This is a genomic window from Promicromonospora sp. NPDC059942, assembly GCF_042731755.1.
In the GTDB taxonomy this organism is placed as follows: Bacteria; Actinomycetota; Actinomycetes; order Actinomycetales; family Cellulomonadaceae; genus Promicromonospora.
In genome coordinates this window covers 1-24,886 of sequence record NZ_JBHWLR010000031.1, presented here as the reverse complement: position 1 = coordinate 24,886, position 24,886 = coordinate 1, and the positions used below count along the sequence as shown (strand labels likewise).

General features: G+C 72.8%; 24 protein-coding genes and 1 pseudogene. 10 read left to right on the top strand and 15 right to left on the bottom strand.

Going from position 1 to position 24,886, the window contains the following annotated elements; all coding sequences use genetic code 11:
• Positions 1 to 5: 5 nt before the first annotated feature.
• Entirely contained in the window at positions 6 to 665 is a 660-nt protein-coding gene (locus ACFV9Q_RS27545; RefSeq protein ID WP_377237079.1) for a DUF7019 family protein, read from the bottom strand.
• A 108-nt stretch (positions 666 to 773) separates the two neighbouring features.
• Between ACFV9Q_RS27545 and ACFV9Q_RS27540 the strand changes: the two genes are divergently transcribed.
• Entirely contained in the window at positions 774 to 2,669 is a 1,896-nt protein-coding gene (locus tag ACFV9Q_RS27540; protein WP_377237078.1) for a hypothetical protein, read from the top strand.
• Positions 2,670 to 2,675: 6 nt separating this feature from the next.
• Here the strand turns inward: ACFV9Q_RS27540 and ACFV9Q_RS27535 are convergent, their stop codons facing one another.
• The 5 genes from ACFV9Q_RS27535 to ACFV9Q_RS27515 are packed head-to-tail and all read right to left on the bottom strand — an operon-like array spanning position 2,676 to position 8,259.
• Entirely contained in the window at positions 2,676 to 4,511 is a 1,836-nt protein-coding gene (locus tag ACFV9Q_RS27535) for a TIM barrel protein (RefSeq protein ID WP_377237077.1), read from the bottom strand.
• 1 nt (position 4,512) lies between these two features.
• Complete coding sequence (locus ACFV9Q_RS27530; RefSeq protein WP_377237076.1) at positions 4,513 to 5,427, bottom strand: shikimate dehydrogenase; 915 nt, start codon at positions 5,425 to 5,427, stop codon at positions 4,513 to 4,515.
• On the bottom strand, positions 5,424 to 6,449 hold the full coding sequence (locus tag ACFV9Q_RS27525; protein ID WP_377237075.1) for a DctP family TRAP transporter solute-binding subunit: 1,026 nt from the start codon (positions 6,447 to 6,449) through the stop codon (positions 5,424 to 5,426). The genes ACFV9Q_RS27530 and ACFV9Q_RS27525 overlap by 4 nt, the downstream gene beginning before the upstream one ends.
• A 17-nt stretch (positions 6,450 to 6,466) precedes the next feature.
• Positions 6,467 to 7,741, bottom strand: coding sequence for a TRAP transporter large permease (locus tag ACFV9Q_RS27520; RefSeq protein ID WP_377237074.1), 1,275 nt, complete (start codon positions 7,739 to 7,741; stop codon positions 6,467 to 6,469).
• A gap of 2 nt (positions 7,742 to 7,743) precedes the next feature.
• Positions 7,744 to 8,259: a TRAP transporter small permease gene (locus ACFV9Q_RS27515; protein WP_377237073.1), complete on the bottom strand. Its 516-nt coding sequence runs from the start codon at positions 8,257 to 8,259 to the stop codon at positions 7,744 to 7,746.
• A gap of 175 nt (positions 8,260 to 8,434) precedes the next feature.
• Here ACFV9Q_RS27515 and ACFV9Q_RS27510 point away from each other — a divergent pair, with 175 nt between their 5' ends.
• The gene (locus tag ACFV9Q_RS27510) at positions 8,435 to 9,448 is read left to right on the top strand and encodes a LacI family DNA-binding transcriptional regulator (protein ID WP_377237072.1); all 1,014 of its coding nucleotides are present in this window, start codon (positions 8,435 to 8,437) and stop codon (positions 9,446 to 9,448) included.
• Here the strand turns inward: ACFV9Q_RS27510 and ACFV9Q_RS27505 are convergent.
• Together ACFV9Q_RS27505 and ACFV9Q_RS27500 are read right to left on the bottom strand one after the other, a co-directional pair.
• Positions 9,445 to 10,395: a toll/interleukin-1 receptor domain-containing protein gene (locus ACFV9Q_RS27505; RefSeq protein ID WP_377237071.1), complete on the bottom strand. Its 951-nt coding sequence runs from the start codon at positions 10,393 to 10,395 to the stop codon at positions 9,445 to 9,447. The genes ACFV9Q_RS27510 and ACFV9Q_RS27505 overlap by 4 nt on opposite strands.
• Positions 10,396 to 10,546: 151 nt before the next feature.
• Positions 10,547 to 11,767, bottom strand: coding sequence for an MFS transporter (locus ACFV9Q_RS27500; protein ID WP_377237070.1), 1,221 nt, complete (start codon positions 11,765 to 11,767; stop codon positions 10,547 to 10,549).
• A 94-nt stretch (positions 11,768 to 11,861) separates the two neighbouring features.
• Here ACFV9Q_RS27500 and ACFV9Q_RS27495 point away from each other — a divergent pair, with 94 nt between their 5' ends.
• Complete coding sequence (locus tag ACFV9Q_RS27495; RefSeq protein WP_377237069.1) at positions 11,862 to 12,872, top strand: DUF5937 family protein; 1,011 nt, start codon at positions 11,862 to 11,864, stop codon at positions 12,870 to 12,872.
• Positions 12,873 to 12,907: 35 nt separating this feature from the next.
• Here the strand turns inward: ACFV9Q_RS27495 and ACFV9Q_RS27490 are convergent, their stop codons facing one another.
• Positions 12,908 to 13,285, bottom strand: coding sequence for a MerR family transcriptional regulator (locus ACFV9Q_RS27490; protein ID WP_377237068.1), 378 nt, complete (start codon positions 13,283 to 13,285; stop codon positions 12,908 to 12,910).
• Positions 13,286 to 13,329: 44 nt separating this feature from the next.
• Between ACFV9Q_RS27490 and ACFV9Q_RS27485 the strand changes: the two genes are divergently transcribed.
• A complete protein-coding gene (locus ACFV9Q_RS27485) occupies positions 13,330 to 14,205 on the top strand; it encodes an aldo/keto reductase (RefSeq protein WP_377237067.1) in 876 nt (291 codons plus the stop codon).
• 7 nt (positions 14,206 to 14,212) lie between these two features.
• Here ACFV9Q_RS27485 and ACFV9Q_RS27480 read toward each other — a convergent pair whose 3' ends face one another.
• Together ACFV9Q_RS27480 and ACFV9Q_RS27475 are read right to left on the bottom strand one after the other, a co-directional pair.
• A complete protein-coding gene (locus ACFV9Q_RS27480) occupies positions 14,213 to 14,365 on the bottom strand; it encodes a hypothetical protein (protein ID WP_377237066.1) in 153 nt (50 codons plus the stop codon).
• Between the two features lie 143 nt (positions 14,366 to 14,508).
• Positions 14,509 to 15,000, bottom strand: a pseudogene (locus ACFV9Q_RS27475) (MBL fold metallo-hydrolase); the annotation flags it as partial.
• 62 nt (positions 15,001 to 15,062) lie between these two features.
• Between ACFV9Q_RS27475 and ACFV9Q_RS27470 the strand changes: the two are divergent.
• The gene (locus ACFV9Q_RS27470) at positions 15,063 to 15,875 is read left to right on the top strand and encodes an acyl-CoA thioester hydrolase/BAAT C-terminal domain-containing protein (RefSeq protein WP_377237065.1); all 813 of its coding nucleotides are present in this window, start codon (positions 15,063 to 15,065) and stop codon (positions 15,873 to 15,875) included.
• On the opposite strand, the gene ACFV9Q_RS27465 is transcribed toward ACFV9Q_RS27470, so the two are convergent.
• Positions 15,861 to 16,310 carry a nuclear transport factor 2 family protein gene (locus tag ACFV9Q_RS27465; RefSeq protein ID WP_377237064.1) on the bottom strand — a complete coding sequence of 150 codons (450 nt, stop codon included), beginning with the start codon at positions 16,308 to 16,310 and terminating at the stop codon, positions 15,861 to 15,863. The two genes, ACFV9Q_RS27470 and ACFV9Q_RS27465, sit on opposite strands and share 15 nt — an antisense overlap.
• A gap of 224 nt (positions 16,311 to 16,534) precedes the next feature.
• On the opposite strand from ACFV9Q_RS27465, the gene ACFV9Q_RS27460 reads away from it, so the two are divergent.
• Positions 16,535 to 16,909, top strand: coding sequence for an ANTAR domain-containing protein (locus ACFV9Q_RS27460; RefSeq protein WP_377237063.1), 375 nt, complete (start codon positions 16,535 to 16,537; stop codon positions 16,907 to 16,909).
• A gap of 704 nt (positions 16,910 to 17,613) precedes the next feature.
• Positions 17,614 to 18,231 carry a PAS and ANTAR domain-containing protein gene (locus ACFV9Q_RS27455; RefSeq protein ID WP_377237062.1) on the top strand — a complete coding sequence of 206 codons (618 nt, stop codon included), beginning with the start codon at positions 17,614 to 17,616 and terminating at the stop codon, positions 18,229 to 18,231.
• A 71-nt stretch (positions 18,232 to 18,302) separates the two neighbouring features.
• Here the strand turns inward: ACFV9Q_RS27455 and ACFV9Q_RS27450 are convergent, their stop codons facing one another.
• The 3 genes from ACFV9Q_RS27450 to ACFV9Q_RS27440 all read right to left on the bottom strand — a co-directional run bounded on the left by ACFV9Q_RS27450 (position 18,303) and on the right by ACFV9Q_RS27440 (position 21,513).
• On the bottom strand, positions 18,303 to 18,947 hold the full coding sequence (locus ACFV9Q_RS27450; RefSeq protein WP_377237061.1) for a PAS and ANTAR domain-containing protein: 645 nt from the start codon (positions 18,945 to 18,947) through the stop codon (positions 18,303 to 18,305).
• Positions 18,948 to 19,078: 131 nt separating this feature from the next.
• Entirely contained in the window at positions 19,079 to 19,771 is a 693-nt protein-coding gene (locus ACFV9Q_RS27445; protein ID WP_377237060.1) for a response regulator, read from the bottom strand.
• A complete protein-coding gene (locus tag ACFV9Q_RS27440; protein ID WP_377237059.1) occupies positions 19,768 to 21,513 on the bottom strand; it encodes an ATP-binding protein in 1,746 nt (581 codons plus the stop codon). The genes ACFV9Q_RS27445 and ACFV9Q_RS27440 overlap by 4 nt, the downstream gene beginning before the upstream one ends.
• A gap of 203 nt (positions 21,514 to 21,716) precedes the next feature.
• Between ACFV9Q_RS27440 and ACFV9Q_RS27435 the strand changes: the two genes are divergently transcribed.
• The 3 genes from ACFV9Q_RS27435 to ACFV9Q_RS27425 all read left to right on the top strand — a co-directional run bounded on the left by ACFV9Q_RS27435 (position 21,717) and on the right by ACFV9Q_RS27425 (position 24,814).
• Positions 21,717 to 23,123, top strand: coding sequence for a CitMHS family transporter (locus ACFV9Q_RS27435; RefSeq protein ID WP_377237092.1), 1,407 nt, complete (start codon positions 21,717 to 21,719; stop codon positions 23,121 to 23,123).
• 52 nt (positions 23,124 to 23,175) lie between these two features.
• Positions 23,176 to 24,123 carry a proline dehydrogenase family protein gene (locus ACFV9Q_RS27430; RefSeq protein WP_377237058.1) on the top strand — a complete coding sequence of 316 codons (948 nt, stop codon included), beginning with the start codon at positions 23,176 to 23,178 and terminating at the stop codon, positions 24,121 to 24,123.
• A gap of 136 nt (positions 24,124 to 24,259) precedes the next feature.
• Positions 24,260 to 24,814, top strand: a complete 555-nt coding sequence (locus ACFV9Q_RS27425; protein WP_377237057.1) for a small multidrug efflux protein — start codon at positions 24,260 to 24,262, stop codon at positions 24,812 to 24,814.
• Positions 24,815 to 24,886: the final 72 nt, after the last annotated feature.

Below are 24,886 nucleotides of genomic sequence, written 5' to 3'. Positions count from 1 at the left end.
TCGGCTCAGTCCACCAGGGCGACGTACAGGGGCGTGCCGAGCAGCACCGGCCGCTCGGCACCGGGGCTGCCCGAGTCGCCGTGCAACAGGCGCTTGGCGACAAACTCGAACGTCTGTGTCGGACCGCGCAGGCCCGCCACCGCCTTCCTGACTGTCTCCAGCGCGTCGAGGTCACCGTCGATCTCGTCCTGCACGGCGTCCACGACGAGCTCGTCCTCCAGCTCCGACGAGGCGATCCCGCCCAGGATCCCCGGGGTGATCGAGCCGGCCGAGAACCCGGCGTCCTCGGCGCCCCCGATGAGGAGGTGGCGGCTCGACCCGCCGAGACCGACCGCCGTGCCCTCCCAGGTGCCGCCGAAGAAGGCCAGCGGACCGCTGAACTCGGTCGGGATCAGCCGCGAGCGCATCGGCATCATCCCCCAGAAGTAGCTCTCCGGGGCATCCAGGGACCCGACCGACCGTGTGTCGCTCAGGTAGCGCAGGACCTGTTCGAGCCGGGCGAACTGGGCCGACCCCGCCTCGGACGAGACCGTCCGCCGGCTGCCGAACATGTTGAGGCCGAAGGAGAACTCGGTCTGGTGCCCGTCGGTCGAGCCGGGATCGATCTGCTGCAGCATCATGTCGATCTTGGCGTCTGACACGTACACGTAGTAGCTGGTTGACACCGTGGCTCCTCGTTCCGGGTTCAGCGGATCATGCTATCGGCTGCCTCTCCCCCGCGACCTGCGAAAACGGGGGCTGACAAAGGCGCGATCTGCGGGATGATGGGACGCATGCCCTTCGGGACGCGAGGACGCGACGCCGATGCAAGCCGCCCTACTCTCCGGACCGACTACCGTCCCGCGGCCTTCGGGCCGCCCAGCGGCGACGGCGTCCCGCACGACGAGGTCTCCCGCTTCGTCGACCACGCGCTCTCCGTCGGCGGCGACCTGCTGCTGGAGTCGGACGCCGCGTTGGCGGAATATCTCGGGGCGCGAGCGAGCGCCCCGACGCACCTGGCCGCCGATCTCTGCGACGGTCCGGGTCGCGACGGGATCGTCCAAGGGCTGGCGGCTCGCGGGACGGAGGAGGCCCGAGCGGTCCTGTACGCGATGGCCGCCGCCAACGACGGTGAGACCGAGGAGCTGGCCGGGGCTGCCGCGCAGTCGATGGCTGCCCCTCCGCTGGACCCGCCCTGGCTGGGCGAGGCCCGGGCGCCGATTGAGCTGCTGCGCGTCGTCGGACTGGTCGGCCGCCGGGACCCGGCCGAGCAGGCCGTGCTCTATGTCTTCCGGCGCGCACGCCGCACGCACGGCTTCCTGGCCGAGGTCGAGGAGGGCGCCGAGCTGCCCCGGGAGATCACGTGGTCCTCGGACCGGGGCGCGGCGGACTGGCTCCGGGAGCTCAGGAAGGGGACGTGGACCAACCAGATCCCCTACCGGGTCAGCTTCGACGACGTCGGCCGGGGCGCCGACCTGCTCGAAGGCATGATGCACAACACCGTCCTCGCGCAGCTGCGGGACCTGGCCGACTGGCCGCTCGCCGCCGACCTGGTGCGCTCCGGGGAGCTGTCGAGCCTCCCGTCGCTCTTCGTGCTCCTGCGGAAGTCGCTGACCTCGGCGCTCGGGCTGGACGAGTGGGCCTACCTCCCCGGGACGCCGTGGGCGCCGTGGCGGCCCATCGGCTCGGTCCGGTCCCGGCCGGCCGCCCATACCGCCGAGGGCCGCGTGCTCACCACGGTGTCCACCGAGCAGGGCATCGGTCCGGTCCGGGAGCTCGCCGGGTCGTCCGCACCGCTCCGGCGCGCCGTGGACGACCTGTACGCGGCCGAGGCGCTGGCCCTGGCGGGCGGTGACGGTTCAGAAGCCGCCGACGCGGCGCTCCGGGTGGTGCGGTTCGAGACGCTCGACCGGCCCGACCTCGTCCCGGTGCTGGCCTGGGCGCTGGCGTCGGCGGGGCAGACCGCGCTGGTCCGGGCGTCGTCCGTCGCGGCCGCCGTGCGGTTCACCGAGGCGGAGGAGCTGGTCGCCGCCGTCGAGAACCCGGTGGTCGACCGGACCGAGCTGCGGCGAGGGATCAGCGTCGCCGCCCAGCTCCTGCACATGCGCCTGCACAACATGCTGTCGCCGCAGTTCGATACCGCGGCGGTCCTGTCACGCCTGCCCGACTCCGAGGTGGAGCAGGCGCCTCGGCTCATGGACCGGCTCCGGCGGATCGGCAGCACGTTCGTGACGTCCGGACAGTGGGAGCCCGCGACCCTCTGCCTGGACGCCGCGGGCATGGTCGGCTTCGTCACCCGCGACGTCAGCCCCCTGCACCGCCTCGCCTACGTCCGGGTGATCGGCGCGATCGCTGACTCGAACGCCCGCCAGGGGGACCTCCTGCAGGGACTGCGGGTGACCACGGACGGGCTCGGCGAGGCGATCGAGGCGATGACGATCGAGCCGGGTCCGGAGAGCATCAGGATCCTGCGGGCCGCGCTGGGCACGGAGGCCCTGATGCCCCTGATCCTGTCCGCCCCGACCCGGCTGCCGATCGTCGCGGAGTGCGAGGACCTCCGGCACCGCGCGGACCTCTCCGGCTTCGAGTCCGGTCCGGGTCTCGACGAGGCGGCGCGCCGGCTGCTCCACGACGCCAGGGCCATCAGAGCGACCTTCGACCAGATCATCGCGAACAACGAGCGGCGCTGACGGACCTCAGCGGCGGCCCCGGTCCAGCCGGTCCTGGGCGGCGAGCAGCACCGGGGTGTTGTCCCCCGCGTAGACGTCGTACCCGCCGGTGCGCTGGAGCACCTCGAAGCACACGCTGCCGACCCGTGGCGTGTAGAAGTGCCAGAACTCGCCGGCCGCGGAGCGGTCGTACATGAGCTGGTGGTCGCGCAGGCGGACGAGCGTCGCGTCGTCGAGCCCGAACCGGGCCCGCAGGTCGTCGTAGTAGTTGTCCGGCACGGGCACGCGCGGCAGCCCGCGCTCCTCCGCCCGGCGGGCGACCGCGAAGATGTCGGTGCAGGCCAGCGCGATGTGCTGGGGGTGGGCGACGTCGAGCGGGGCGACGTTCAGCGAGATCCGCACGGCGCCGTTGCCCGTGCGCATGACCTGGCTGCGCACCAGCCCCTGGGGACCCGCCGCCTCGGTCGCCGTCGGCTTCTGCAGGCCCAGCACGCTGGTCCAGAAGAGCACCGCCTCGTCGTGCGCGTCCCAGCCGTGCGAGACGTTGACGTGATCGATGCCGGCGATCTCCCGTGCGGGACCGGGGCGGCCGTGGCCGAACTCGGCGGCCCACTCCGGCTCGACGCCGGTGTGGGTCTCGGTGCGCCGGTCGTTGAGGAACACCTCGAGCCCGCTGGGCGCGACGAAGCCGGCCAGGTCCAGCTCCCCGGCCTGGGTCCGGCGCGGCGCCGCCCGCACGGCCAGGGCGCGGGCCCGGTCGCTCGCCGCCGCCGCGTCGGCCACGCCCAGGCCGATCCCCGCCAGGTGCGGCTCCAGGTCCCGGGCGTGCTGCTCGTTGAGCACGACGCGCGCCTGGCCGGACGACCACAGCCGCACCGGCTTGGTGCGGTGCTGGCCCCGGAAGGACAGGCCGAGCTGGTCGAGCACGACCTCGACCGCTCCGGTGTCCTCTGCCTTGATCTCCACGTAGTCGTAGCCGGTGGGCACGTCCACGTCCGCGATCCGGTCGAGCGCGGCGCCGGCGTCCGCGGCCTTGCCGTCCTCCTTGGCCAGGAGCCGGGCCGCCCGGTCCTCCAGCCAGACCAGGGAGCGCAGGGCGTGCTCGGCGGTCCGGCCCGTGTCGGTCTGCCGGAAGACGTCGTTGACCTCCAGCGACAGCGGCCCCGTGTACCCCGCGCGGACGACATGGGTGACGAACCGGCCGAGGTCCCAGGCCCCCTCACCGGGGAACAGCCGGTGGTGCCGGCTCCAGGAGAGCACGTCCATGGTGAGCGCCGGGGCGTCCGCAAGCTGGACGAAGAAGATCTTCTCCCCCGGGATCTCCTCGATCCCCGCCGGGTCGTGCCCGCGGGAGAGGATGTGGAAGCTGTCCAGGCACACCCCGACCGCCTCGTGGTCCGCGAGCCGCACGATCTCCCACGAGTGCCGGTAGTCGTCCACGTAGCGCCCCCAGGCGAGCGCCTCGTAGGCCACGCGGACGCCGTACGACGCCGCGAGGTCGCCCAGGCGGCGCAGCTGCTCGGCCGCCACCCGGTCGGAAGCGACGGTGGCGGTCGCGACGTTGCTGCAGACCAGCACGGTGTCGATGCCGAGCCGCCGCACGGTCTCGAAGCGCGCCCGCGCCCGGCGCAGGTTGTCCTCGAGCTGGTCCGGGCGCACGCCCTCGAAGTCGCGGAACGGCTGGTACAGGTCCAGGCTCAGGCCCAGCCGGTCCGCGAGCGCCCGGATCTCCTCGGGGCTGCGGTCGGTGACGACGAGGTCGGGCTCGAAGATCTCGACGCCGTCGAACCCGGCGTCGGCGCAGGCGTGCAGCTTGTCCTCCAGGCTGCCGCTGAGGCAGACGGTCGCGATGGACGTGCGCATGTCAGGCCTCCAAGGGGTCGGGTCCGGCGGGGGCGTCGGGTCCGGCGACGAGCCGGCGGAAGTGCGCGTGCATGCGCGCGGTGTCGGGTTCGAGGCCGGTGATCAGCCGCAGGCTCTCGGCGGCCTGGCCCACGGCCATCCCGCCGCCGTCGAGCGTCGCCAGGCCGCGTGCCCGCGCGCGGCGCAGCAGCTCGGTCTCCAGCGGCCGGTAGACCACCTCAGCCACCCACGCCGTGGGGGCGAGCCGGTCGACGTCGAGGGCGACCCCGGGGTGCTCCGCCATGCCGACCGGGGTGACGTGCACGACGCCGTCGACCCGGGGCAGCCAGGCGTCGAGCGCACCGCCGCTGGGCAGGAGGCGGGGCGGGGGCACCGCGGCGAAGCGGTCGAGCAGTGCCGCGACCGCCGCCGGGACGGCGTCGTGCACGACGACGGTGTCGAACCCCAGGTCGAGCAGCGCCGCGACCGTGGCGAGGCCCGCTCCCCCGGCGCCGACCTGGAGCACGGTGCCCGCCTCGGACCCGGCACCGGCCTCGGCACCGCCGGCGGCCAGGAACGACGCGAGGGCGCCGCGGAACCCGGGGCAGTCGGTGTTGTGCGCGACGCGCCGGCCGGAACCGAGCAGCACCAGGTTGGCGGAACCGAGGCGCCGCACGGTCGGGCTGAGGTCCGTCACGTGGTCCAGCACGCTCTGCTTGAAGGGGTGGGTCACGTTGGTGGCTGCGTAACCGTCGTCCTCCAGCCGGCGGAGCTCACCGCCGAGGTCGACGGCGGTGCGGTCGATGAGGTCGACCGTGCGGTACTCGTAGTCGAGGCCGAGGTGCCGCGCCTCCGTCATGTGCAGCGCGGGCGACAGCGACGCGCGGATGCCGTTCCCGAGGAGCGCCACCCGGTACCGGCGGGCCGGCCCCGTCACCGTGCGGAGCCCCGGATGGCCTCGTAGACCACGAGCGAGTCGCCCTCGAGGTTCTCCCGGAACCAGGTGTCGGTCTGCTGCGCGAAAGCCTCCTGGTCCACGTCGTCGACGACCTCGACGGCGCCCTCCTGCGCCCAGGCGTCGAGGATCTCCTGCTCGGCCTCCTCGACGCAGCCGGGCATCTTCTCGACGGCGGCCGCGACGGCCGCGTCGAGGGCGGCACGCTGCTCGTCGTCCAGCTCGGTGTCGTACGAGGGCGCGGCGACGATGAGGTTCGAGTTCTGCCCGTGGTCCGACAGGCTCAGGTAGTCCTGCACCTCGACCAGGTTGCTCGCCTGGATGTTGGTGATCGGGTTCTCCTGCCCGTCCACGACCCCCTGCTGCAGGGCGAGGTAGAGCTCCTCGTAGGCGACCTCGGTCGCCTGGGCGCCCAGGGCCTCGGCGTTGTGCAGGTGCTGCGCCGAGCCCGGGAACCGCATCCGCAGGCCGTCGAGGTCCGCGGGCTCGCGGATCGGCCGGTCCGCGGTGAACTGCCGCGCCCCGGCCGACCACGCGCCGAGGATCGACACGCCGCCGGAGGCCTCCTTGAAGTCCTGCGCGAGCTGGTCGGCCGAGCCGTCGGCGAAGAACCGCTCCAGGTGGGCGGCGTCGTCGAACACGTAGGACGCGTCGATCACGCCGGCCGGCTCGTAGACGGCGGCGAGCGCCGACGCGCCCTGGATGTCGATGTCCACGTCGCTGGCCTGCACGGACGCGATCCGGTCGGCGTCCCCGCCGAGCTGGCTGTTGGGGTAGACCTCGACGGTGATGCCGACGTCGGCCGCCTCGGCCTCCTCCTTGATGACCTGGGCGCCGCAGACGTGCTGCGGCTGGTCCTCGGTGTAGCTGTGGGCGAGCGTGAGCACGACCTCGCCGCCTCCGGCAGCGCCGTCAGGCCCGCCGCCCGTGCCTCCGCAGGCGGTCAGCAGGACGAGGGGCAGGGCCACGGCCGCGCTCGCGGCGGCGGTGCGACGAACGATCATGAGGGAGTCCTTCCGGGTCAGAGGCCGAGCAGGCCCGGCAGCCAGGTGGCGAGGCCGGGGAACAAGATGATCAGCACGCAGACGAGGGTCAGCGGCACCATGAACGGGAGGGTGCCCCAGAACACCTCGGCGACCGGCACCTTCTGGGTCGAGCTGAGGACGAAGAGGACCGTGCCGACCGGTGGCGTGAGCAGCCCGATCATCAGCGAGATGATCATCACGACGCCGAGCACGAGCGGGTCGACGCCGAGGGTGGTGGCGATCGGCATGAGGATCGGCACGACGAGCACCAGGATGGGCGTCGCGTCGCCGACCGTGCCGAGCACGAGCATCAGGAGCAGCACCAGCAGCAGGAACACGGTGCCGTCGTCGGTGATCCCGAGCACGAGCTGCGCCAGCGCCTGGGGCACCCGCTCCAGGGCCAGCACGTACCCGAGCAGCGCGGCGGACGAGACGATCAGCATGATCGCCGCCGTCGTCAGCACGGTCTCGACGAAGATCTTGGGCAGGTCGCTCACCCGGAGCCTGCCGTAGGCGAAGCCGAGCACCATCATGTAGGCCGCGCCGACGGCGGCGGCCTCGGTCGGCGTGAAGAGGCCGCCCAGGATGCCGCCGAGGATGACGACCGGCGCCCCGAGGGGGAGCACGACCCGCTTGCCGGTCTGCGCCACGAGCCCCCAGGAGAACCCGACGTGCCGGATGCCGGGCTGGCGGCGCACCAGCAGGAACACCACCACGCAGAGGCCGACCACCATGAGCAGGGCCGGCACCACGGACGCCGCGAACAGCGCCCCGGTCGAGACGGTCGCCAGCCCCGCGAAGATGACGGCCGGGATGCTCGGCGGCATGACGGGCGCGATGAGCGCGGACGCGCCGACGACGCCGAGGCCGAACCGCCGGGAGTAGCCGGCGCGCAGCATCGGCGGGATCTCGACCTTGCTCAGCGCCGCGGCGTCGGCCACCGCGGAACCGCTCATCCAGGAGAAGCCGAGGCTCACGCCGACGCTCACGTAGCCGAGCCCGCCGCGGACCCGGCCGAACAGCGCGAGCGCGAAGTCGAACAGGCGGTCCGCGATGCCCGCGTGGTTGGCGACCACGCCGAGGAGGATGAACAGCGGGATGGCCAGCAGCACGAAGTTGCCGGTGGCGTCGGCGACCAGCCGCATCGGCAGGCCGAGCGATTGGCCCTCGACGAGCAGGTAGCCCAGGCCCGGCCCGAGGAACGAGAACGCGACGGGGACGCGGAGGGTCAGCAGCACCATGATCGTGATCACCAGCAGGAGCGAGGTCATCGTCACGCCTCCGTCGCCGGGTCGTCGTGCTCGGGCGGCGGGGGCCCGAACCGGGCGATCAGCACCGCGCCCACGGCCGCCCGGACCGTCGCGCTCACCAGGCCGACGAGCGCGACCGCGTAGACCCACGCGATCGGCAGCCCCAGCGCGGGCGAGGTGAGGAAGCCCGCCGCGGTCACGAGCTCCCAGCACGCCCAGGTGAAGGCGGCGGAGATGACGGCGACCAGGGCCGCCGCGACGGTCTGCACCACGCGAGCCAGGGCCGGGCCGCCCACGGTGTCGATGAGCTGGACGGCGATGTGGCCGTTGCGGGTGACCAGCACGCCGGCCGCGACGAACGTCAGCCAGATCAGCCCGAACTGCGACACCTCGCCCGCCCACACGATCTGCGGCACGGGCAGGTAGCGCTGCGCCGCCTGGAACAGGATGAGCGCGAAGATCAGCGCCGTGGCCAGGCACGCGATGGTGAGCTCCACGCCGGTGAGCAGCTTGACGAGACGGTCGATGCCTTGCTTCATGCGTGGTTCACGTACATCGGGACGATCCCCTTCCGTCCGGCACGGCACGTCGGTGTGCGGCGCGGTCGTCGCCGCACGTCGGTGTGCGGCGTCGTAGCTGCGGCGACCCTAGAAACTGCCCGGCAAGTTGCGCAAGCAGTTGCCAAAGTTGCCAGCGATATGGCTAGATGCCCAGGTGCAGCCCACGATCTACGACGTCGCGAAGGCGGCGGGCGTGGCCGCCTCCACGGTCTCCCGCACCTTCAACAAGCCCGGCCGGGTCAACGAGGCGACCCGGCAGCGGGTGCACGCCGCGGCCGCCGAGCTGGGCTACGAGCACAGCCCGCAGAACCGGGCCCTGCCGGGCGGGCGGCACCGGACCATCGCGATGGTCCTGTCGGACATCACCAACCCGCACTTCTTCGAGCTCATCCGCGGTGCGGAGCAGCGCGCCAGGGCGGCCGACGTCACGCTGGTGATCGTCAACGCCGAGGAGTCGCAGCGCATCGAGGAGAACCAGGTCCGCGACCTGTCGCCCACGGTCGACGGCTTCGTCCTGGCGGCCAGCCGGCTGACCGACGACGCCCTGGTCACCCTGGCGGAGAAGCACCGCGTGGTGCTGCTCAACCGCGAGCTGGCCGGGCTGACGAGCGTGACGATGGCCGTCGCGACGGGCTGCCAGCAGATCCTGGAGCACCTCGCCTCGCTGGGGCACCGGAGCTTCACCTACTGCGCCGGGCCGCCGGGGTCCTGGATGGGTGCGGTGCGCTGGGCGGCCCTGAGCGCCGGCGCGGAGGAGCACGGCCTGACGGCGCACCGCGTGGGCCCGTACACCCCGAACGTCGCCAACGGCGGCGCGGCGGCCGACGGCGCGCTGCGCACCGGGGCGACGGCGATCGTGGCCCACAACGACCTGCTGGCGTTCGGCGTCGTCCGCCGGCTCACGCAGCGCGGCATCCGGGTACCCGACGACGTCAGCGTGGTCGGCTTCGACGACATCTTCGCCTCCGAGTTCGTCCACCCGTCGCTGACCACCCTCGGCGGCCCGGGCGCGCACGCCGGCCGGCTGGCCGTCGAGCTGCTGATCGACCAGTTCGCCGGACGCGCCGCGCAGGACGCCGAGCAGGTCAGGCTGCCGACGGAGCTGGTGCTGCGCGAGTCGTCGGGCCCGGCGCCGGAGCCGACGGTTCTGCCTGGCGCAGGCGGCTAGAACAACGGGTCCGACGAGAGCGCCGTCGCCCTGACGTCCACCGACCGGGGAGTGAGTCTCGGCAGCGGCTTCGGCGGTGGCCAGCTCTTTCCGTTCTTCTGGAAGAACGGCTGCAGAACACGCGTGGGAAGCACTCCCCCGTGGACCTGGTCATTGGCCCAGTACGTCCGCGCGAGGGCTCCCCACGAGGTCTCCGTCAGGCTCCCCAGTGCCACGACCCGCTTGGCCGCAGCCTCCGCAGAGTAGTAGTCCGAAGCCGTCTCGAGTGCCTTCATCAGGCCTTCGACGATCCGGTCGGTGAAGTCCGTCGTCCGCTCCAGCCACGCGAGGATCTCGTGGGCGACCTGCCTGGCAGAACGCTTGGCTCCGCTGGGCCACTGGGTCGACGCCGCGAAGCCGTCGGGATTCGCGCCGAACCTGACCAGGAAGCACGGCAACCCCCGTCCGTTCGCCCAGCCGAGCTCCTGCTGGCACCACGCGCTCTCGTTGAACCGTGGGTGCACCAGTCCGACGAACGCCTCAGCGGTACGCAGAGCGACCTCGATCTGCGCCTGCCAAGGACGCTCGATCTGCATCGTCTCGTGCGCGACGAAGCCGTGGACGCCGACGACCGCCAGCTCGTTCGACACCTCCGCGACGAACTCCCGCTCCGTCGCGGAGTGCGAGAGGAAGACGCGGACCTGCCCGTCGTTCCACAACCCGTGATCGTCCGGGACCAGGGCTCCGGAGAGTGCCTGCTCCTCGTCGATGTCCAGGACCGTCGCATAGACCCCGATGAGCGTCTCGTCGGCCGCACCGCCGACGATCCGGGCAAACTCCGTCTCCCGGCCGGCTGGGTCGCGCTGAGGATCGATCGACTCCAGGCCGTACTGCTGGAGCAGGATGATCAAGCTGGTGGTGGACCAGAGCCCGCCGTCCTCGACACGTTCCACGATCTTGCGGATCATCTGGAATCGCTCGCGAGGCGTCAGACTCATGAGCCGAGCCTACGGGTGAAATCGGCCCGGCAGTTGCCCGAGGAAGCATTCCGGCCCTGCCGTTCTCACGGCCCGACGCTCGCGGCCACCACTGGTCGCAGAGCCGAGAGGCCGTCACGGGTCAGGCGGGATGTGACCACGGACCCTGCCCGTGGGCTCGCAGGAGCAGCGGCAGGCTGACCACCAGCACGACGGCGCGGAGCGCTCCCGCGATCGGATAGCCCGCGCGGACGCCGAGCTCGTGGGCGATCAGCCCCCCGGCCAGCGCGCCGAGCGGGATGAGTCCCCAGCCGAGCAGCCGGTAGACGCTGTTGACCCGGCCGAGTAGCGCGAGCGGGACCAGCTCCTGGCGGAGCGTGACCGTCAGGACGTTCCAGACCGCCGTGGCCAGTCCGCTGAGGGCGAGCAGCGCGGCGAGTACCCACGCGTCGGGGCTGAACCCCAGGAGGACGAACACGACGGCGTTGAGGCCCAGGGCCGCGATGAGCGCCGGTATCTGCCCGAACACCGTGACGAGTCGGGCGGCCAGCAGCCCGCCGAGCACGCTCCCGACGGCGGCGACAGCGAGGAGCACGCCGTAGCCGGCCGCGCCGACGCCGAGCTCGCCGGTCGCCAGCAGCACCAGGGTGACGTTGCCGAGCCGGAAGCAGAACGTGTTCACCCCGAGCAGCAGGGCCAGCGTCCGCAGCAGCCGGTGGCCGACGAGCCAGCGCAGCCCCTCCAGGACCGCCGGTCCTGCCGACTGGACGGCTGCCCGCGGCCGCGCCCCGCCGCGCAGCCTCGTCAGCAGGAGCGCGGAGACGATCAGGGTCAGGCCGTCGAGCCCGAACGGCAGGGCGATCGCCAGCCCGAACAGGAGACTTCCGGCGGGCGGTCCGACGAAGCCCTGCCCCACGGTCGTGGCCAGGTACTGGCGGGCGTTGGCCCGGGCGAGCAGCCGGTGCTCGACGATCTCCGGCACCACGGACTGGCTCGCAATCCCGAAGCCGACCTGGCCGACGCCGACGAGGAAGGCCGCGACCGTCAGCGCCACGATGTCTACGGCTCCGACGGCGACCAGGACCGCCAGGGCCGTGACCACGACCGCCTGGAAGGCCTGGGCGAACCGCATCACACCGATCCGGCTGAATCTGTCCACGATCGCTCCGGCCGGGAGCGCGAACAGCAGCCACGGGACGAAGCTCGCCGCGGCGACCAGCGAGACGAGCCGGGGATCGGCGGTGAGGGTGACCGCGAGCAGGGGCAGCGCCGTCACCAGCGCGCCGTTGCCGATGCTGTCGACCGCCCCGGCCCACCACAACCGCCAGTAGCGGGCGGGCAGCCTGTCCTCTGTCGAAGTCATGCCCCGCAGCCTGCGAGCGCCCCGGGGGACGCACCACGGTTGAGCGCTGCGCTACATCATGAGTCGTTGGTCGTGGCTCGATGATCATGGGGTCATGGCACTGAGCATCGAGATCAGCGCGACCGACCTGGCGGGCACCCGGTTCGCCGTCTCACCGCTGGCCGAGACGATCTCCGGGCTGCACCAGCTCGCCCGGCCCGAGCCGTCTCCCCGGGCCAGGGGCTGGGTGCGGTGGGCCCGCGACGAGCTCGCGCGGCAACCGCTGCGGCTGGCGGCTACCTGGCCACTACTGGTCAGCGACCGACCCTCCTGGCCCCAGTTCCTCCTGCCGGCACCAGCCACCACCCGGACCAGCATCGACGACGACCTGGACGCCTTGCGACGGACCACGCCTCAGCAGGTGGCCGTGAGCCTGCACCGCGTCTTCGGGGACGCTCTGCCGGCTGCGGCCCGCGAGCTGGCCGATGCTCCCAAAGAACGGCTCGCCCTGGTGGCAGCCGAGCTCCGTGCGGCGCACGACCGCCTCGTGCTCCCGCACTGGCCGCGCATCCGTGCCCTGCTGGAGACCGACATCGCCCACCGCGCCGCACAGCTCACCTCCGGCGGCGCCGCCCGGCTCTTCGCCGACCTGCACCGGGACCTCGACTGGTCCGACGGTCGCCTGACCGTGCTGACCGACCAGCGCGACGCCGCCACCGCGCACGGAGGACTCGTGCTGCTCCCCGTGGCACTCGGACCGGACCGAGTGATCGTCAAGCGCAACACCACCACCTGGACGACCCTGCGCTACCCCTGCCGCGGGATCGCCGGTCTCGGCACCGTCCTCGACCGGGCGCCCGCTCCCGACGACACGGTCCGGCTCGTCGGCCGGAGCAAGGCCGCTTTGCTCCGCGCCCTGACCGCACCCGCCACGACGACCGACCTCGCCCGAGAGCTGGGCACGACACCCAGCGCGGTCGCCCAACACCTCGCGGTACTGCGGGCCAACGGGCTCGTCGACCGCCAACGGCACGGCCGCCGCGTCATCTACGCCACCACGCCGCTCGGCCGTGCGCTCCTCGACGCCGGCGGCCGCGACCAAGACAGTTCGCGCGCCGTCCCCTAGAGACGCCGACCTGTGACAACCGGCCCGGACCGAGGTCAGGGCGCGATGCGCACGAGCGACGGGTCCGTGACCAGGCCCGCGACGGCGCTGCGGTGCTGCGCGAGCCGGGCGAGCTCGCCGTCGAGCTGCGTGAGCTCCTCGACGAGGAGCGGGTCGAGGCAGGGTTCGACGTCGCCGGCGCCACCGCACGCGCAGTCGAGGATGGTGCGGATGGTGCGTGTGCCGAGGCCGGCGGCGAGCAGCCGTCGGATCCGGCGCACGGTCCCGACGTCGTCCGCCGCGAAGACCCGCTGGCCCGAGGGCGTCCTGCCGGGCGCGAGGAGGCCCTGCTCCTCGTAGTAGCGCAGCAGCCGGACGCTCACGCCCGTCGTGTCGGACAGCTCCCCGATCCGCATGCCGGTGATCTGGCTCACGTCGCTTGCCCCTCTCATCGATGTCAGGTCCTAGCGTCGCCGCCATGAACCCGAACAACACCCCTGGCCAGCCACTTCCTGTCTCGCGCATCGGCCTGGGCACCATGCGCTTCGCCGACGCCCCGGACCTCCGCAGGGGCGCCACCGCGCCGATCTGGCATGCTCCCACAGACCGGGACGATCTGGTCTCCCTGGTGCGCCGAGCCGTCGAGCTGGGCGTCGACCACTTCGACACCGCGGACGCCTACGCGCTCGGCGAGGGTGAGCGGCTGCTCGCGAAGGCGCTCGGGACCGCCGACGTCACGATCGCGACGAAGGTCGGTGTCGCCCGCCCGAGCCCTGCCGAGTGGGTCCCGGTGGGCCGGCCCGCCTACCTGCGCCAGCAGATCGAGGCGAGCCTGCGGCGCCTCGGCAGGGAGAGCATCGACCTGCTCTACCTGCACCGCGTCGACCCCGACGTCCCCGTCGAGGACCAGGTCGGTGCGCTCAAGCAGGCGCTGGACGAGGGCAAGGTGCGGCGGATCGGGCTCTCGGAGGTCGACGTCGCCACGCTCGACCGCGCGCACGCCGTCGCTCCGCTCGCCGCCGTCCAGAACCTCTACAACTACGCCGCCCGGGACCACGACCCGGTGCTCCGGCGGACCGCCGAGCTGGGCATCGCGTTCGTCCCGTTCTTCCCCGTCTCTCCCGGCGACGCCGTGGCGGGGTCCCCCGTGCCGTCGGTCGCCCGGGAGACAGGTGCGACCAGCACCCAGGTGCAGCTCGCCTGGCTGCTGCGCCGGGGCGCCCACGTCCTGCCGATCCCCGGGACCACGGTGGCCGGGCACCTGGCCGAGAACGTCGCGGCGGCCGACCTGGACCTGTCGGCTGACCAGCTCGCGCGCCTCGACGGCTGGACGCCTGCGGCCGCCGGCGCCTGAGACGGCCTCAGCGCGCGAGCGCGGCCGCCATGAACTCCTCCGGGTACGGCGAGCGCGCCAGGGCCTGTTCCCGGCCGAGCCGGCCGGCCGCGACCTCGCGGCAGAGCTCGGCGACCAGCGCCAGCTCGGCGCGCTGGGCCCGGACGAAGTCGCGGTCCACCGGGTCGCCGTGGCCGGGCAGGACGGTCGCCGCCCCCAGGGCGAGGACGCCGTCCAGCGCGCGGGCCAGCCCTGCGGGAAGGCGTCACCGAACTGGGGCGGCGCGCCGTGCTCCACGAGGTCGCCCGCGAACACCACGTCCGCGTCCGGGACGTGCACCACCAGGTCGTGATCGGAGTGCGCGGGCCCGAAGTGGCGCAGCCCGACGCGGCGGCCACCGAGGTCCAGCTCCGCGCTGTCGTCGACCAGGTGGTCGGGCAGCACCGGGCGCACGGCGGCGATGCGGTCGGCGACCTCCGGCTCGCCGCGGTCGCGGTAGCGCCGCGCCCACGTCTCCCGCTGCTGCGCGCCCGTCGCCACGAGGTCGGCGCGGCAGCGGCGCTGCGCCCAGACGGCGCACGGCGCGAAGGCCTCGGTGCCGAAGCTGTGGTCGAAGTGGGAGTGGGTCAGGACCACCTGCCACGGCAGCGACGTCACCTCGCGGACGGCGGCGGCGAGCTCGGCGCCCTGCCCCGCGTCCCCGCCCGTGTCCACGACCAGGCAGGAGTCGCCGCCCACCACGAGCCCGACCGAGAGGTCCAGCTCGGCGTACCGCCGCACCAGCACGCCGTCCGCGACCTCGATCCACCGTCCCATGGCCCGACCCAAGCAGACCGACCGGGCCGGATCAACCGGCGCCGTCGCATAGGGTCCCGCTCATGAACGAGACCCGTCTCGTCGATCCCGAGGGCGTACGTTTCACGCCCGACCGCCCGAACGGGGTCGGCGTGCTCGTCCTCGCCGGGTCCAGCGGACGGATCGATGCGGGCCGCGCGCGGCTGCTCGCGGGACGGGGCGCGTCGTGCGAGTCGGTGCGCTGGTTCGGCGGCCCGGGACAGAACCCTGGACCGTGGGAGATCCCGCTCGAGACCTTCCTCGTCCGGATCGACTCCTTGGCGACGGACTGCGACCGGATCATCGTGGTCGGGACGTCGTTCGGGGCTGAGGCCGCGCTCCTCCTCGGCGCGGTGCACCCGCGTGTCGACGGGGTCGCCGCGTTCGCGCCGACCGACGTCGTCTGGGCCGGAATCGCACCCAACGGGCGACAGACCTCGCACTGGACGATGGCAGGCACACCGCTGCCGTACGTACCGTTCGACCGCTCCTGGACTCCTGAGACGGACCCGCCCGAGTTCCGGGGCCTGTATACGGCCTCCCGTGAGGCCCACCCGGACGAGGTGGCCGCGGCGGCCATACCCTTCGAGCAGGTTCGCGAGCTTCTCGTGGTCGCCGGCGGAGACGATCGGGTCTGGGACTCCGTCGACCACGCCCACCGCATCGCGGCGCGCCGGGACCAGGCCGGGCTCGCCACCACGGTCGTCGAGGATCCGCTCGCCGGTCATCGAGCAGTCCTGCCGGGTGAGGCCGCCCCGACCGGCGGGCAGCGCATGGCCCGAGGCGGGTCCACATCCGCCGATGCGCAGCTCGGCACGAGGGCCTGGACCGAGCTGATCCGACTACTCGACCGGTAGCCGCTTTCCGGTCGCGACCTGGCGATCCGAGGCCGCCCAGCCGTCGTCGAGCAGGCGGTACCGCGTGATCAGCCCGCGGGGGTCGACGGCGACGTCGAGCACGAACGTGCCTACCACCGCCAGACCCGTCGCACGGACGGTCGCCCGGACCGTACCGGTCACCACGGCCCGGTGACCGGAGGCACGGATCGTCACGAGATCGAACAGCTGGAGATCAGCCTCCTCGCCGAGCCGGGCGAAGTGCTCGGCGGCTCGCGCACGGCCGGATCCGCGGCCGGTCCAGGGCGGTTCGCCGGCACCGCCGCGCACCGTGAGGTCCGCGTCCGCGTCGAACCGCTGCGCCAGGTCACGTGGCGAGGCGCCCGCGATCCTGGCCGCGAACAGCTCGATCACGGCCACGCGGACCGCGGACCCGTCAGGCGCTCCCGGCTGCATGGAGGCTGTCTAGCGACCAGCACCCGCCCACGGCAAGGGCACGTCGGACCGGCTGAGGCCACTGGCCGGAACCGGCCACGACTGTTTACCTGGGCGTCACGCGACGGCGCGCACCGCCGACCGGTTTCACCCGGGGACTGTCCGAATCGTCCGAACTCATCTACTGTCGATACTCCAAGTCATGAAGTGGCTTTCCGATCTCCGTCGGAAACGAGTACCTCATGATGCCTGCGCACCGACAGTCCTGGACCGCGGACGACCGCAGCGACGAGCCACGCCTGGCCGTGCGGGACGACCGCGACGAACCACTGCGGGCCGACCGGACGGTGTCACCCGGCCGCGTCGGACAGGTGATGATCGAGCGGGCCAAGAGCGTCGTCGTCGTGGCGCGCCGCGTCGACGAGGAGACGGCCGCCCAGATCCTGGCGGACGCCGCAGACGACGCCGGCATCCCCGTGCGCCTGGCTGCCGACCAGATCGTGACGGCGCTGCAGGCCCCGGACAACCGGGAAGAGATCACGCAGGACACCCTGACGCACGCCGTGGAAGCCACCCACCCGGTCGACCCGGCGCCGGTCAGCCCGGCCCCGGCCGGCTGACACGCGAAGTGCTCGGCACAAGGATCGCACCGAGCACCGCACGAGCTCCCGTCCCGCACCACCTCGCGGAGACCCTTGACCACATTCTCCCCGGAGTGCTTTCGGGGGGCGGGAGCCATCTCGCGGCAATTCCCGCCCAGAACGGGAACCGTCGAGATCAAACATATCAGGCCGCCATTCGATCGCTTCGCGAGCACTATTCGGGAGCCGGTCGACTGCTGTACATTTCAAGCATCCGACTGCCCGAGACGCCCGGTTCCGCGCCGAAGAAATGCTCGTTCCGGGGAATTCTGCTGTTTTTCTCACCGGCTCAGGAAATATGCCCCCCGGCCGGTCGACCTCGGCGGACACGACGCCTTCCCTGAATTCGCCTCGAAAGACCGCCCGCGGCCGGTTGAATTTCATCCGGTGCGCCAGCCGTGCCGCTGCCCGGACCTGGCCGCCAGGGATGCCGGGGTGGGCTGTCGACCATGACGTGCGGGCCGGCGAACGTCTGTAGCACGCCATGCCCACGGGTGACGGCGGCTCACCGGGATCGTGGGCCGCTCGGGCGCTCTCGACCGCTTCCTGCCGATGTGTCAGCACGGGTCTAGTCAGGCTAGGGTTACCGCGGGTCAGGACGCGGCTCGTCGGCGCACAGCGCACGAGGAGGCTTGCCGTTGACCGCAGAACCGATGGAAGTGGAGCGCGCGCTCACTGTCGGGATGAACCACACCGTAGGCCGGTACCGCTACGACGTCGCCACGGACGAGTGGTGGTGGTCGGACGAGATGTACCGGATCCACGGTTTCGAACCCGGTGACGTGGTTCCCACCACGGCACTGATCCTCGCGCACAAGCACCCCGACGACCCGCCCGCCGGACGGCAGGCTCCGGCCGGCGTGGTCACGGCGACCGGTCAGCCCTTCAGCAGCGTCCACCGCATCATGGACGCGCGGGGCCAGGAGCGGACGGTCGTCGTGGTCGGGCAGGGCCGCCGCGACCCGGACACGCGCCGTGTCGTCGAGCTGGTGGGGTACTTCATCGACGTGACCGCCGGGATCAAGGCCCAGGCGAACCGGGCCGCGAACTCCTCCATCCAGGCCGCGGCGGCGACCCGCGCGCCCATCGAGCAGGCCAAGGGCATCATCGCCTTCGCCCTGGGGATCGACTCGGCCGAGGCGTTCCAGCGGCTGCGCAGCGCCTCGAACGACACGAACGTCGCGGTGCGGGACGTCGCCCGCCAGATCGTCGAGCTGACCGGCAACGGGAGCGCGGCGGCGGACGTCGTCGCCGTCCTGAGCGCGCCCCAGGCAGCTGAAGCACCCGAGCCGCCCGTGTGACCCCCGCCGTCGGCGGCGACGGGGTCCCGCCGGCCCGCGGCCGCCTCGGGAGCGGCTCGGGAGCGGCCGCCTCAGGACGGGCTGAACGACCGCAGGAACTCGTCGACCAGGGCGCGGTTCTTCGCGGTCGCCGGCACGGAGGACGACACGAACCTCACCAGCGCGTCCGCGATGTCCCGCACGGGGACGTTGGTGTCGTTGGACACCCGCCGCAGCAGCTGGAACGCCATGTCGTGGTCGACGGAGTAGACCATCATGAGCATCCCCCGGGCCTGGTCGATGACCGCCCGGCGCTCCGCGGACGCCTTGATGGAGACTGTGGCCTCCCGCGCGGCCGCAGCCCGGTGGGAACCGGTCACGTCGATGAAGTAGCCGTACAGCTCGGTGATCTGGCCGGTGCTCGCGTCACGTCGGCCCTGTCCGGTGATCACCAGGACGCGGGTGTCGCCCTTGGCGTCGATGATCCGGTGCACCGAGCTGAACGTCTCGCCGGACTCGGCCGCCTGCTTGAGCACGCCGTCCGTCTGGCCCAGGTCCTCGGGATGCTTGTGGGAGAGCATGAGCGCCGTGGTGGGCACCACCTCGCCGGGCGCGAACCCGTGCATCGCGTACACCTCGTCGGACCACGACCACTTCTCCGTCACCAGATCGAGCAGGTAACGGCCGACCGGTGGCATGTCGCCGCCGTCGAGCACTTCCTCGATCTTGCCCTCCATCTGCGGCTCCCTAGAAAGCGTGCGGCGGGACGGGCAGACCCCGGGGCGCCCTCCGCAACTCTCGTCACGCTACTCCGCCACTCGCACCCCGGGCCGCCATTTCCAAGCCGGACCAGCGCAGCAGCCCTTGCCTACGCGCGCCCGGCCGTGCGGTAGCGGTGCTCGGGGCGGCCGGTGGAGCCGTACCGGAGCTCGACCACGAGGTGCCCCTGGTGGGCGAGCGCCGAGAGGTAGCGCTGGGCCGTCGCCCGCGAGACCCCCACCCGGTCGGCGACCATCGGGGCCGAGAGCGCCGCACCGGCCTCGGCGAGCGCCGCCAGCACCGCGGTCTCCGTGGGCGAGCGGCGCGCGGCGCCGTCGCGCCCGCCCGCGCCGTGGAGCACCCGGCGGGCGCGGTCGACCGCCTCCTGGTCGAGCTCGGCCTGCGAGTCGACCAGGTTGCGGTAGCGCCCGTAGGCGCGGAGCAGCTCGGTGAGGTCGTCGTCGGCGAAGGGTTTGATGAGGTAGCCGAACGCCCCGCGCTGGAGGGCCTTGCGCACGGCGGCGGTGGCGACGGCGGCCGAGAGCACGATGGCGTCGACGTCCCGCCGGGCGATGACGTCGAGCCCGGAGCCGTCGGGCAGGTAGATGTCGGCCAGCACGAGGTCGGGTTCCTCGGCGTCGATCACCGCGGCCGCCTGCGCCGCCGTGCCCGCCGTCGCGACCACCCCGAAGCCCTCGACCGACTCCACGATGCGCGTGTGCAGCCGCGCCACGTGGAAGTCGTCGTCGACCACGACGACGCGGAAGCGCACCGCGGGACCCGTGTCCTTCGTCGTGCTCATCGGCCGTCCTCCTGTTCGAACTGCTGCTCCAGGCGGGCCACGAAGACCGCGCCGTGCCGCTCGGTGCGGCCCATCGCGAGCCGCAGCTCGCCGCCGTGCCGCCGGGCCACCTCGGCCGACAGGCGCAGCCCGATGCCGTGACCGTGCGCCGGCCCGGCGGCGCCGGTCTCCCCCGGCCCGGTCGTCCTCGGGCCGCGCTCCCCCGGCCCCGGAACTCTCGCCGGCAGTGCCTCGGGCGTGAACGGGTCGGCCGCCGCGCCGTCGCCGGAGTCCATGACGGAGAGGTGGAGCTCGTCGCCGTGCCGGAGCGCCTCCACCTCGACCCAGCGCGGCGTGCGCTCCGAGGCCACCGCCGCCGCGATGCCGTTGTCCACGAGGTTGCCGAGCACGGTGGTGACGTCCTCGGGGTGCAGCAGCGACCCGCCGACGTCGGCGTCGGGACCGACGCGCAGCGTCACACCCTGGCGTTCGGCCTCCAGCGCCTTCGCCCCGAGGAAGGCCTGGAGGTAGGGCTCCCGGACGAGGCCCGCGTTGGCGACCGGGAAGCGCACCGGGCCGTGCTCGCCGACGCGGTCGAGGTAGTCGAGGGCCTCGGCCGTGTCGCCGGCCCGCACCAGCCCGGTCACCACGTGGATGCGGTTGGCGAACTCGTGCCGCTGCTCCCGGAGCGCGCCGGCCAGGGTGCCGACGGCGGTGAGGCGCCGGGACAGGTCCTCGACCGCCGTCACGTCCCGCACGATCACCACGCGCCCGAGCAGCCGGCCGTCGCGCCGCACGTCGTGCACGTCGACGTAGACCAGCCGCCCGTCGACGACGAGCGGAGGGGCCGGCGGCGCGTCGGGCGCGACGTCGGCCGCCGCCGTCGCCACAGCCGCCGCCGTCGCCGTCGGCGTCGAACGGGCGCTCTCGATCCGCGCGAGGACGCCCGCGTGCCCGATCGCCTCCTCGACCCGGCGGCCCACCGGGTCGTCGAGGCCGAGCAGGGCGGCGGCGCGGTCGTTGCACACCGTGACGACGTCGTCGGCCGACAGCCCGACCACCCCGTCGTCGACCCCCTGGAGCACGGCCTGCTGGTCGTGCACCAGCTCGAGCAGCTCCTCGGGCTGGAGCCCGAGCGTCCGCTCGCGCAGCCTGCGCGTGATGAACCGGGCGAGCAGCCCGCCGACGCCGAGCGCGAGCGCCGTCGAGAGCACCACCGGGACGGCGTCGGCCAGGACGGTGGACCACACCTCGGTGGGCGGCAGCCCGACGCTCACCTCGCCCACGACGGTCTCCGAACGGTCGAGCCCGTACACGGGGACCTTGGCCCGCGCCGAGACGCCGAGGGTGCCGCGCTCCCAGCTCACCGTCTCCTCGCCGCGCAGCGCGGCGTCGGGGCTGGTGGAGACCGGGTCGCCGATCTCGTCGGGGCTGGGGTGCGCGAGACGGCGCCCCGTGTCGTCGGTGATCACCACGAACAGGGCGCCGGTGCGGTCCTCGACCTCGCGGGCGTAGTCGTCGAGGGTGCCGGCGACGAGCTCGGCGTCGGTGGACGGCGGCTGCCGCTCCGACTCCGCCTCGGCGCCCGCCCGGACGCCGGGAGTCTCTGCCACGGTCTGCGCGATGCGCAGCGCGGACTCCTGGGTCTGCTGGACGAGCCGGTTGAACCCGGTGAGGGCGAACAGCCCGAGCGTGAGGAGCGACACCACCATCATCGCGGCCACGATCGACCGGTTGACCTGGGTGGTGAACTTCGTCGCCATGCTCGCATGCTAACCACGCGGAAGGTCCCGGCAGGAGCCGTGAGCAGAATGCGCACAACGAGTTCTGTGCGGTATTCCGCCACAACGCGCAGTAGCGCGCGGTGAGGGGCGACCCGTTCCTAGGGTGACCGGGTTATCGCACCCGCCGCCCCCCAGCCGGCCAGACGAAGGAGTCTCCCGTGCTTGTTCTGCTCGGATTCGGAATGGTCGCCACCTTCATGGTGCTGATCATGACCAAGCGCATGACCCCGGTGCTCGCACTGATCATCGTCCCCACGATCTTCGGGCTCTTCGCCGGTGCCGGCCTCGGGATCGGCGACATGGCGCTGGACGCCATCGGGGGTCTCGCCCCCACCGCCGCCCTGCTGATGTTCGCCATCATCTACTTCGGCCTGATGATCGACGTGGGGCTGTTCGACCCGCTCGTGCGCGTCATCCTGCGGCTGGTCGGCCACGACCCGGTGAAGGTCGTCGTGGGCACCGCCCTCCTGGCCGCGGTGATCTCGCTCGACGGCGACGGCTCCACCACCTTCATCGTGGTGACGAGCGCCATGCTGCCGATCTACCTGCGGCTCGGCCTGAGCCCCGTGGTGCTCACCTGCGTCGCGGGCCTGGCGAACGGCGCCATGAACATCCTGCCCTGGGGCGGCCCGACCGCCCGCGCCGCGGCGGCCCTCGACCTGTCGCCGAGCGACGTGTTCGTGCCGATGGTGCCGTCGCTGGTGGCCGGGCTCGTCGTGATCTTCGCGTTCTCGTGGCACCTCGGCCTGCTGGAGCGGCGCCGTCTCGGCACGATCGACCTGCCCGGGGAGGGCCTGGGCGGTGGTGCAGGCTCAGGCGGCGGCGCGGCCACCCGGAGCACCGGCCCGCGCGGCGGCGGAGGCACCGCAACCCGGGTCGAGCCCATCTCGACCGTGGCGATCCAGACGCTCGTGCGGCCGGACGACACCGCCATGGCCGACAGCATGCTCGACCCGCAGCGCTCCACCCTGCGGCCGAGGATGTTCTGGTTCAACCTCGTCCTCACGGCCGCCGTGATGGTGCTGCTGGTGGCCGACGTGCTGCCGCTGGCCTACGTGTTCATGGCCGGCAGCGCCATCGCGATCATCGCCAACTTCCCCCGGGTCTCCGACCAGGCGCAGCGCATCGTGGCCCACGCCCCCTCCATCGTCGGCGTGGTCTCGATGGTGCTGGCCGCCGGCGTGCTCATCGGCGTCCTGGAGGGCACGGGGATGGTCGACGCGATGGCCGCGTGGGTGTCGGGCAGCATCCCCGACCAGCTCGGCGCGTTCTCGGCGGTGATCACGGGGCTGCTGAGCATCCCGATGACCTTCTTCCTCTCGAACGACGCCTTCTACTTCGGCATCCTCCCGGTGCTCGCGGAGAGCGCCGCGGCCTTCGGCATCGCGCCCGTCGACATGGCCCGCGCGTCGATCACGGGCCAGGTGGTGCACATGCAGAGCCCGCTGGTGCCCGCCATCCTGCTGCTGATCTCGCTCGCCGGGGTCAACCTGGGCGACCACCACAAGAAGGTCCTGTGGCGGGCCGTGGTGGTAGCGCTGGTGATGCTCGTGGTCGGGATCGCGGTCGGCTCCATCGGCATCGGCTGACCGTCGGGCGTGCCCTCCCGGTGGCGGGAGGGCACACCTAGGATGAAGCGTTGTGAACGAGACATTCCTGGAGCCGGCAGCCGACACCCTGCGCGCCTGGGCGCTCGACGAGGACCTCAAGCGCACCGTCCTCGCCTCGCCCCCGCTCGCCGCGGCCGCGGAGCGCATCGCGCGCCGCTACACCGCGGGCGCGACGGCGGACCACGCGATCGACGCGGTGCGCGCGGGCGTCCGGCGGGGGCACACCGGCAGCATCGACTACGCGGGCGAGAGCATCCGCGACGCCGCGACCGCACGGCACGAGACCGACGTCTTCCTCGGGCTGATCGACGCGGTGCGGGCCGCGGACGTGCCCACCGCGATCTCATTCGACCTCTCGCACGTCGGCTCGCTGGTCGACCCCGGGCTCGGCCTCGCCCACGCCCGCGAGCTCGCGGCGGCCAGCGCCCCACTCGGGACGGCGCTCATGATCTCCGCCGAGGGGTCCGACCGCACCGACCTCGTGCTCGACCTCTACGAGGCGCTGTCCGCGGAGTTCGACCACGTCGGCATCACGCTGCAGGCCCGCCTGCACCGGACCCCGGCGGACCTGCGGCGGATGCTGCGCCGTCCAGGGCCGGTGCGGCTCGTCAAGGGCGCCTTCCTGGAGTCGGACGACGTCGCCCACAAGCGCGGCAGCGCGGAGCTCACCGCCGCCTACCTCGACCTGGCCGGCGAGCTCCTGGCGGCGCGGCACCCCGTGCTCCTCGCCACGCACGACGAGGCGCTCGTCGACGCCCTCCGGGAACGCCACGGCGACGACGCCCTGCAGGCGCCGGGGGTCGAGTTCGAGATGCTGCAGGGCCTCGGCACGGAGCTGCTGGACCGGCTCCACCACGAGGGCTTCAGCACCCGGGAGTACCTCATCTTCGGCGACAACTGGTGGCTCTACGCGCTGAACCGCATCGCGGAGGACCCGACCCGCGTCATCACGGCGCTCGCCGACCTGCGCCAGGCATGACACATGTCATGGATCGGGGGTGCACAACGCCCCGGGAGCCGGTGACAGCCCGACACTTCTGAGCGGCGCGTCCACGCGGTGGACTGGGGTCAGCGCCGAGGAGACACCCCGGCGGACGTACTGACAGGAGCACCCCATGGACCTCGTCGCCGCCCTCCAGAACCTCATCGGGCAGGTGCCCGAGCTTCTCCAGCCGCTGATCGTCGCCCTCGCGGGCGCCATCCCCTTCATCGAGGGCGAGGGCGGGGTGGCCATCGGCATCCTCGGCGGCATCCCGCCGGTCGTCGCCGCCGTGGCCGCGATGATCGGCAACTTCCTGACCGTCGCCGTGCTCGTGCTGCTCAGCACGGGAGCCCGCAACGCCGTCGTGACCCGGCACCGCGCGAAGGTCCAGACCCGCGACGCCGTGACGGTCGGCGGCGGCACCACCCTGCGGACGGCGTCGGAGGTCCGCGAGAACGACCGCAGCACCGCCCGGCGCGCCAAGTTCCAGCGCGCCTACGAGCGCTACGGCGTGCCGGGCGTGAGCCTGCTCGGCCCGCTGCTGCTGCCGACCCACTTCACGGCCACCATGCTCGCCGCCTCGGGCGTCGGCAAGGCCCGCATCCTCGTCTGGCAGGCCGTCGCGATCGTCGGCTGGACCACGCTGACCGCGCTCATCATCAGTGGGGTCCTCCAGGCCGTCCAGTGAGGTCGGCGCGGTCGGCCCGGTCGGGCCGGTCGGCGCGCAGAACGGGCGGGGGTGGTGGGTGCGGTTCTCCGC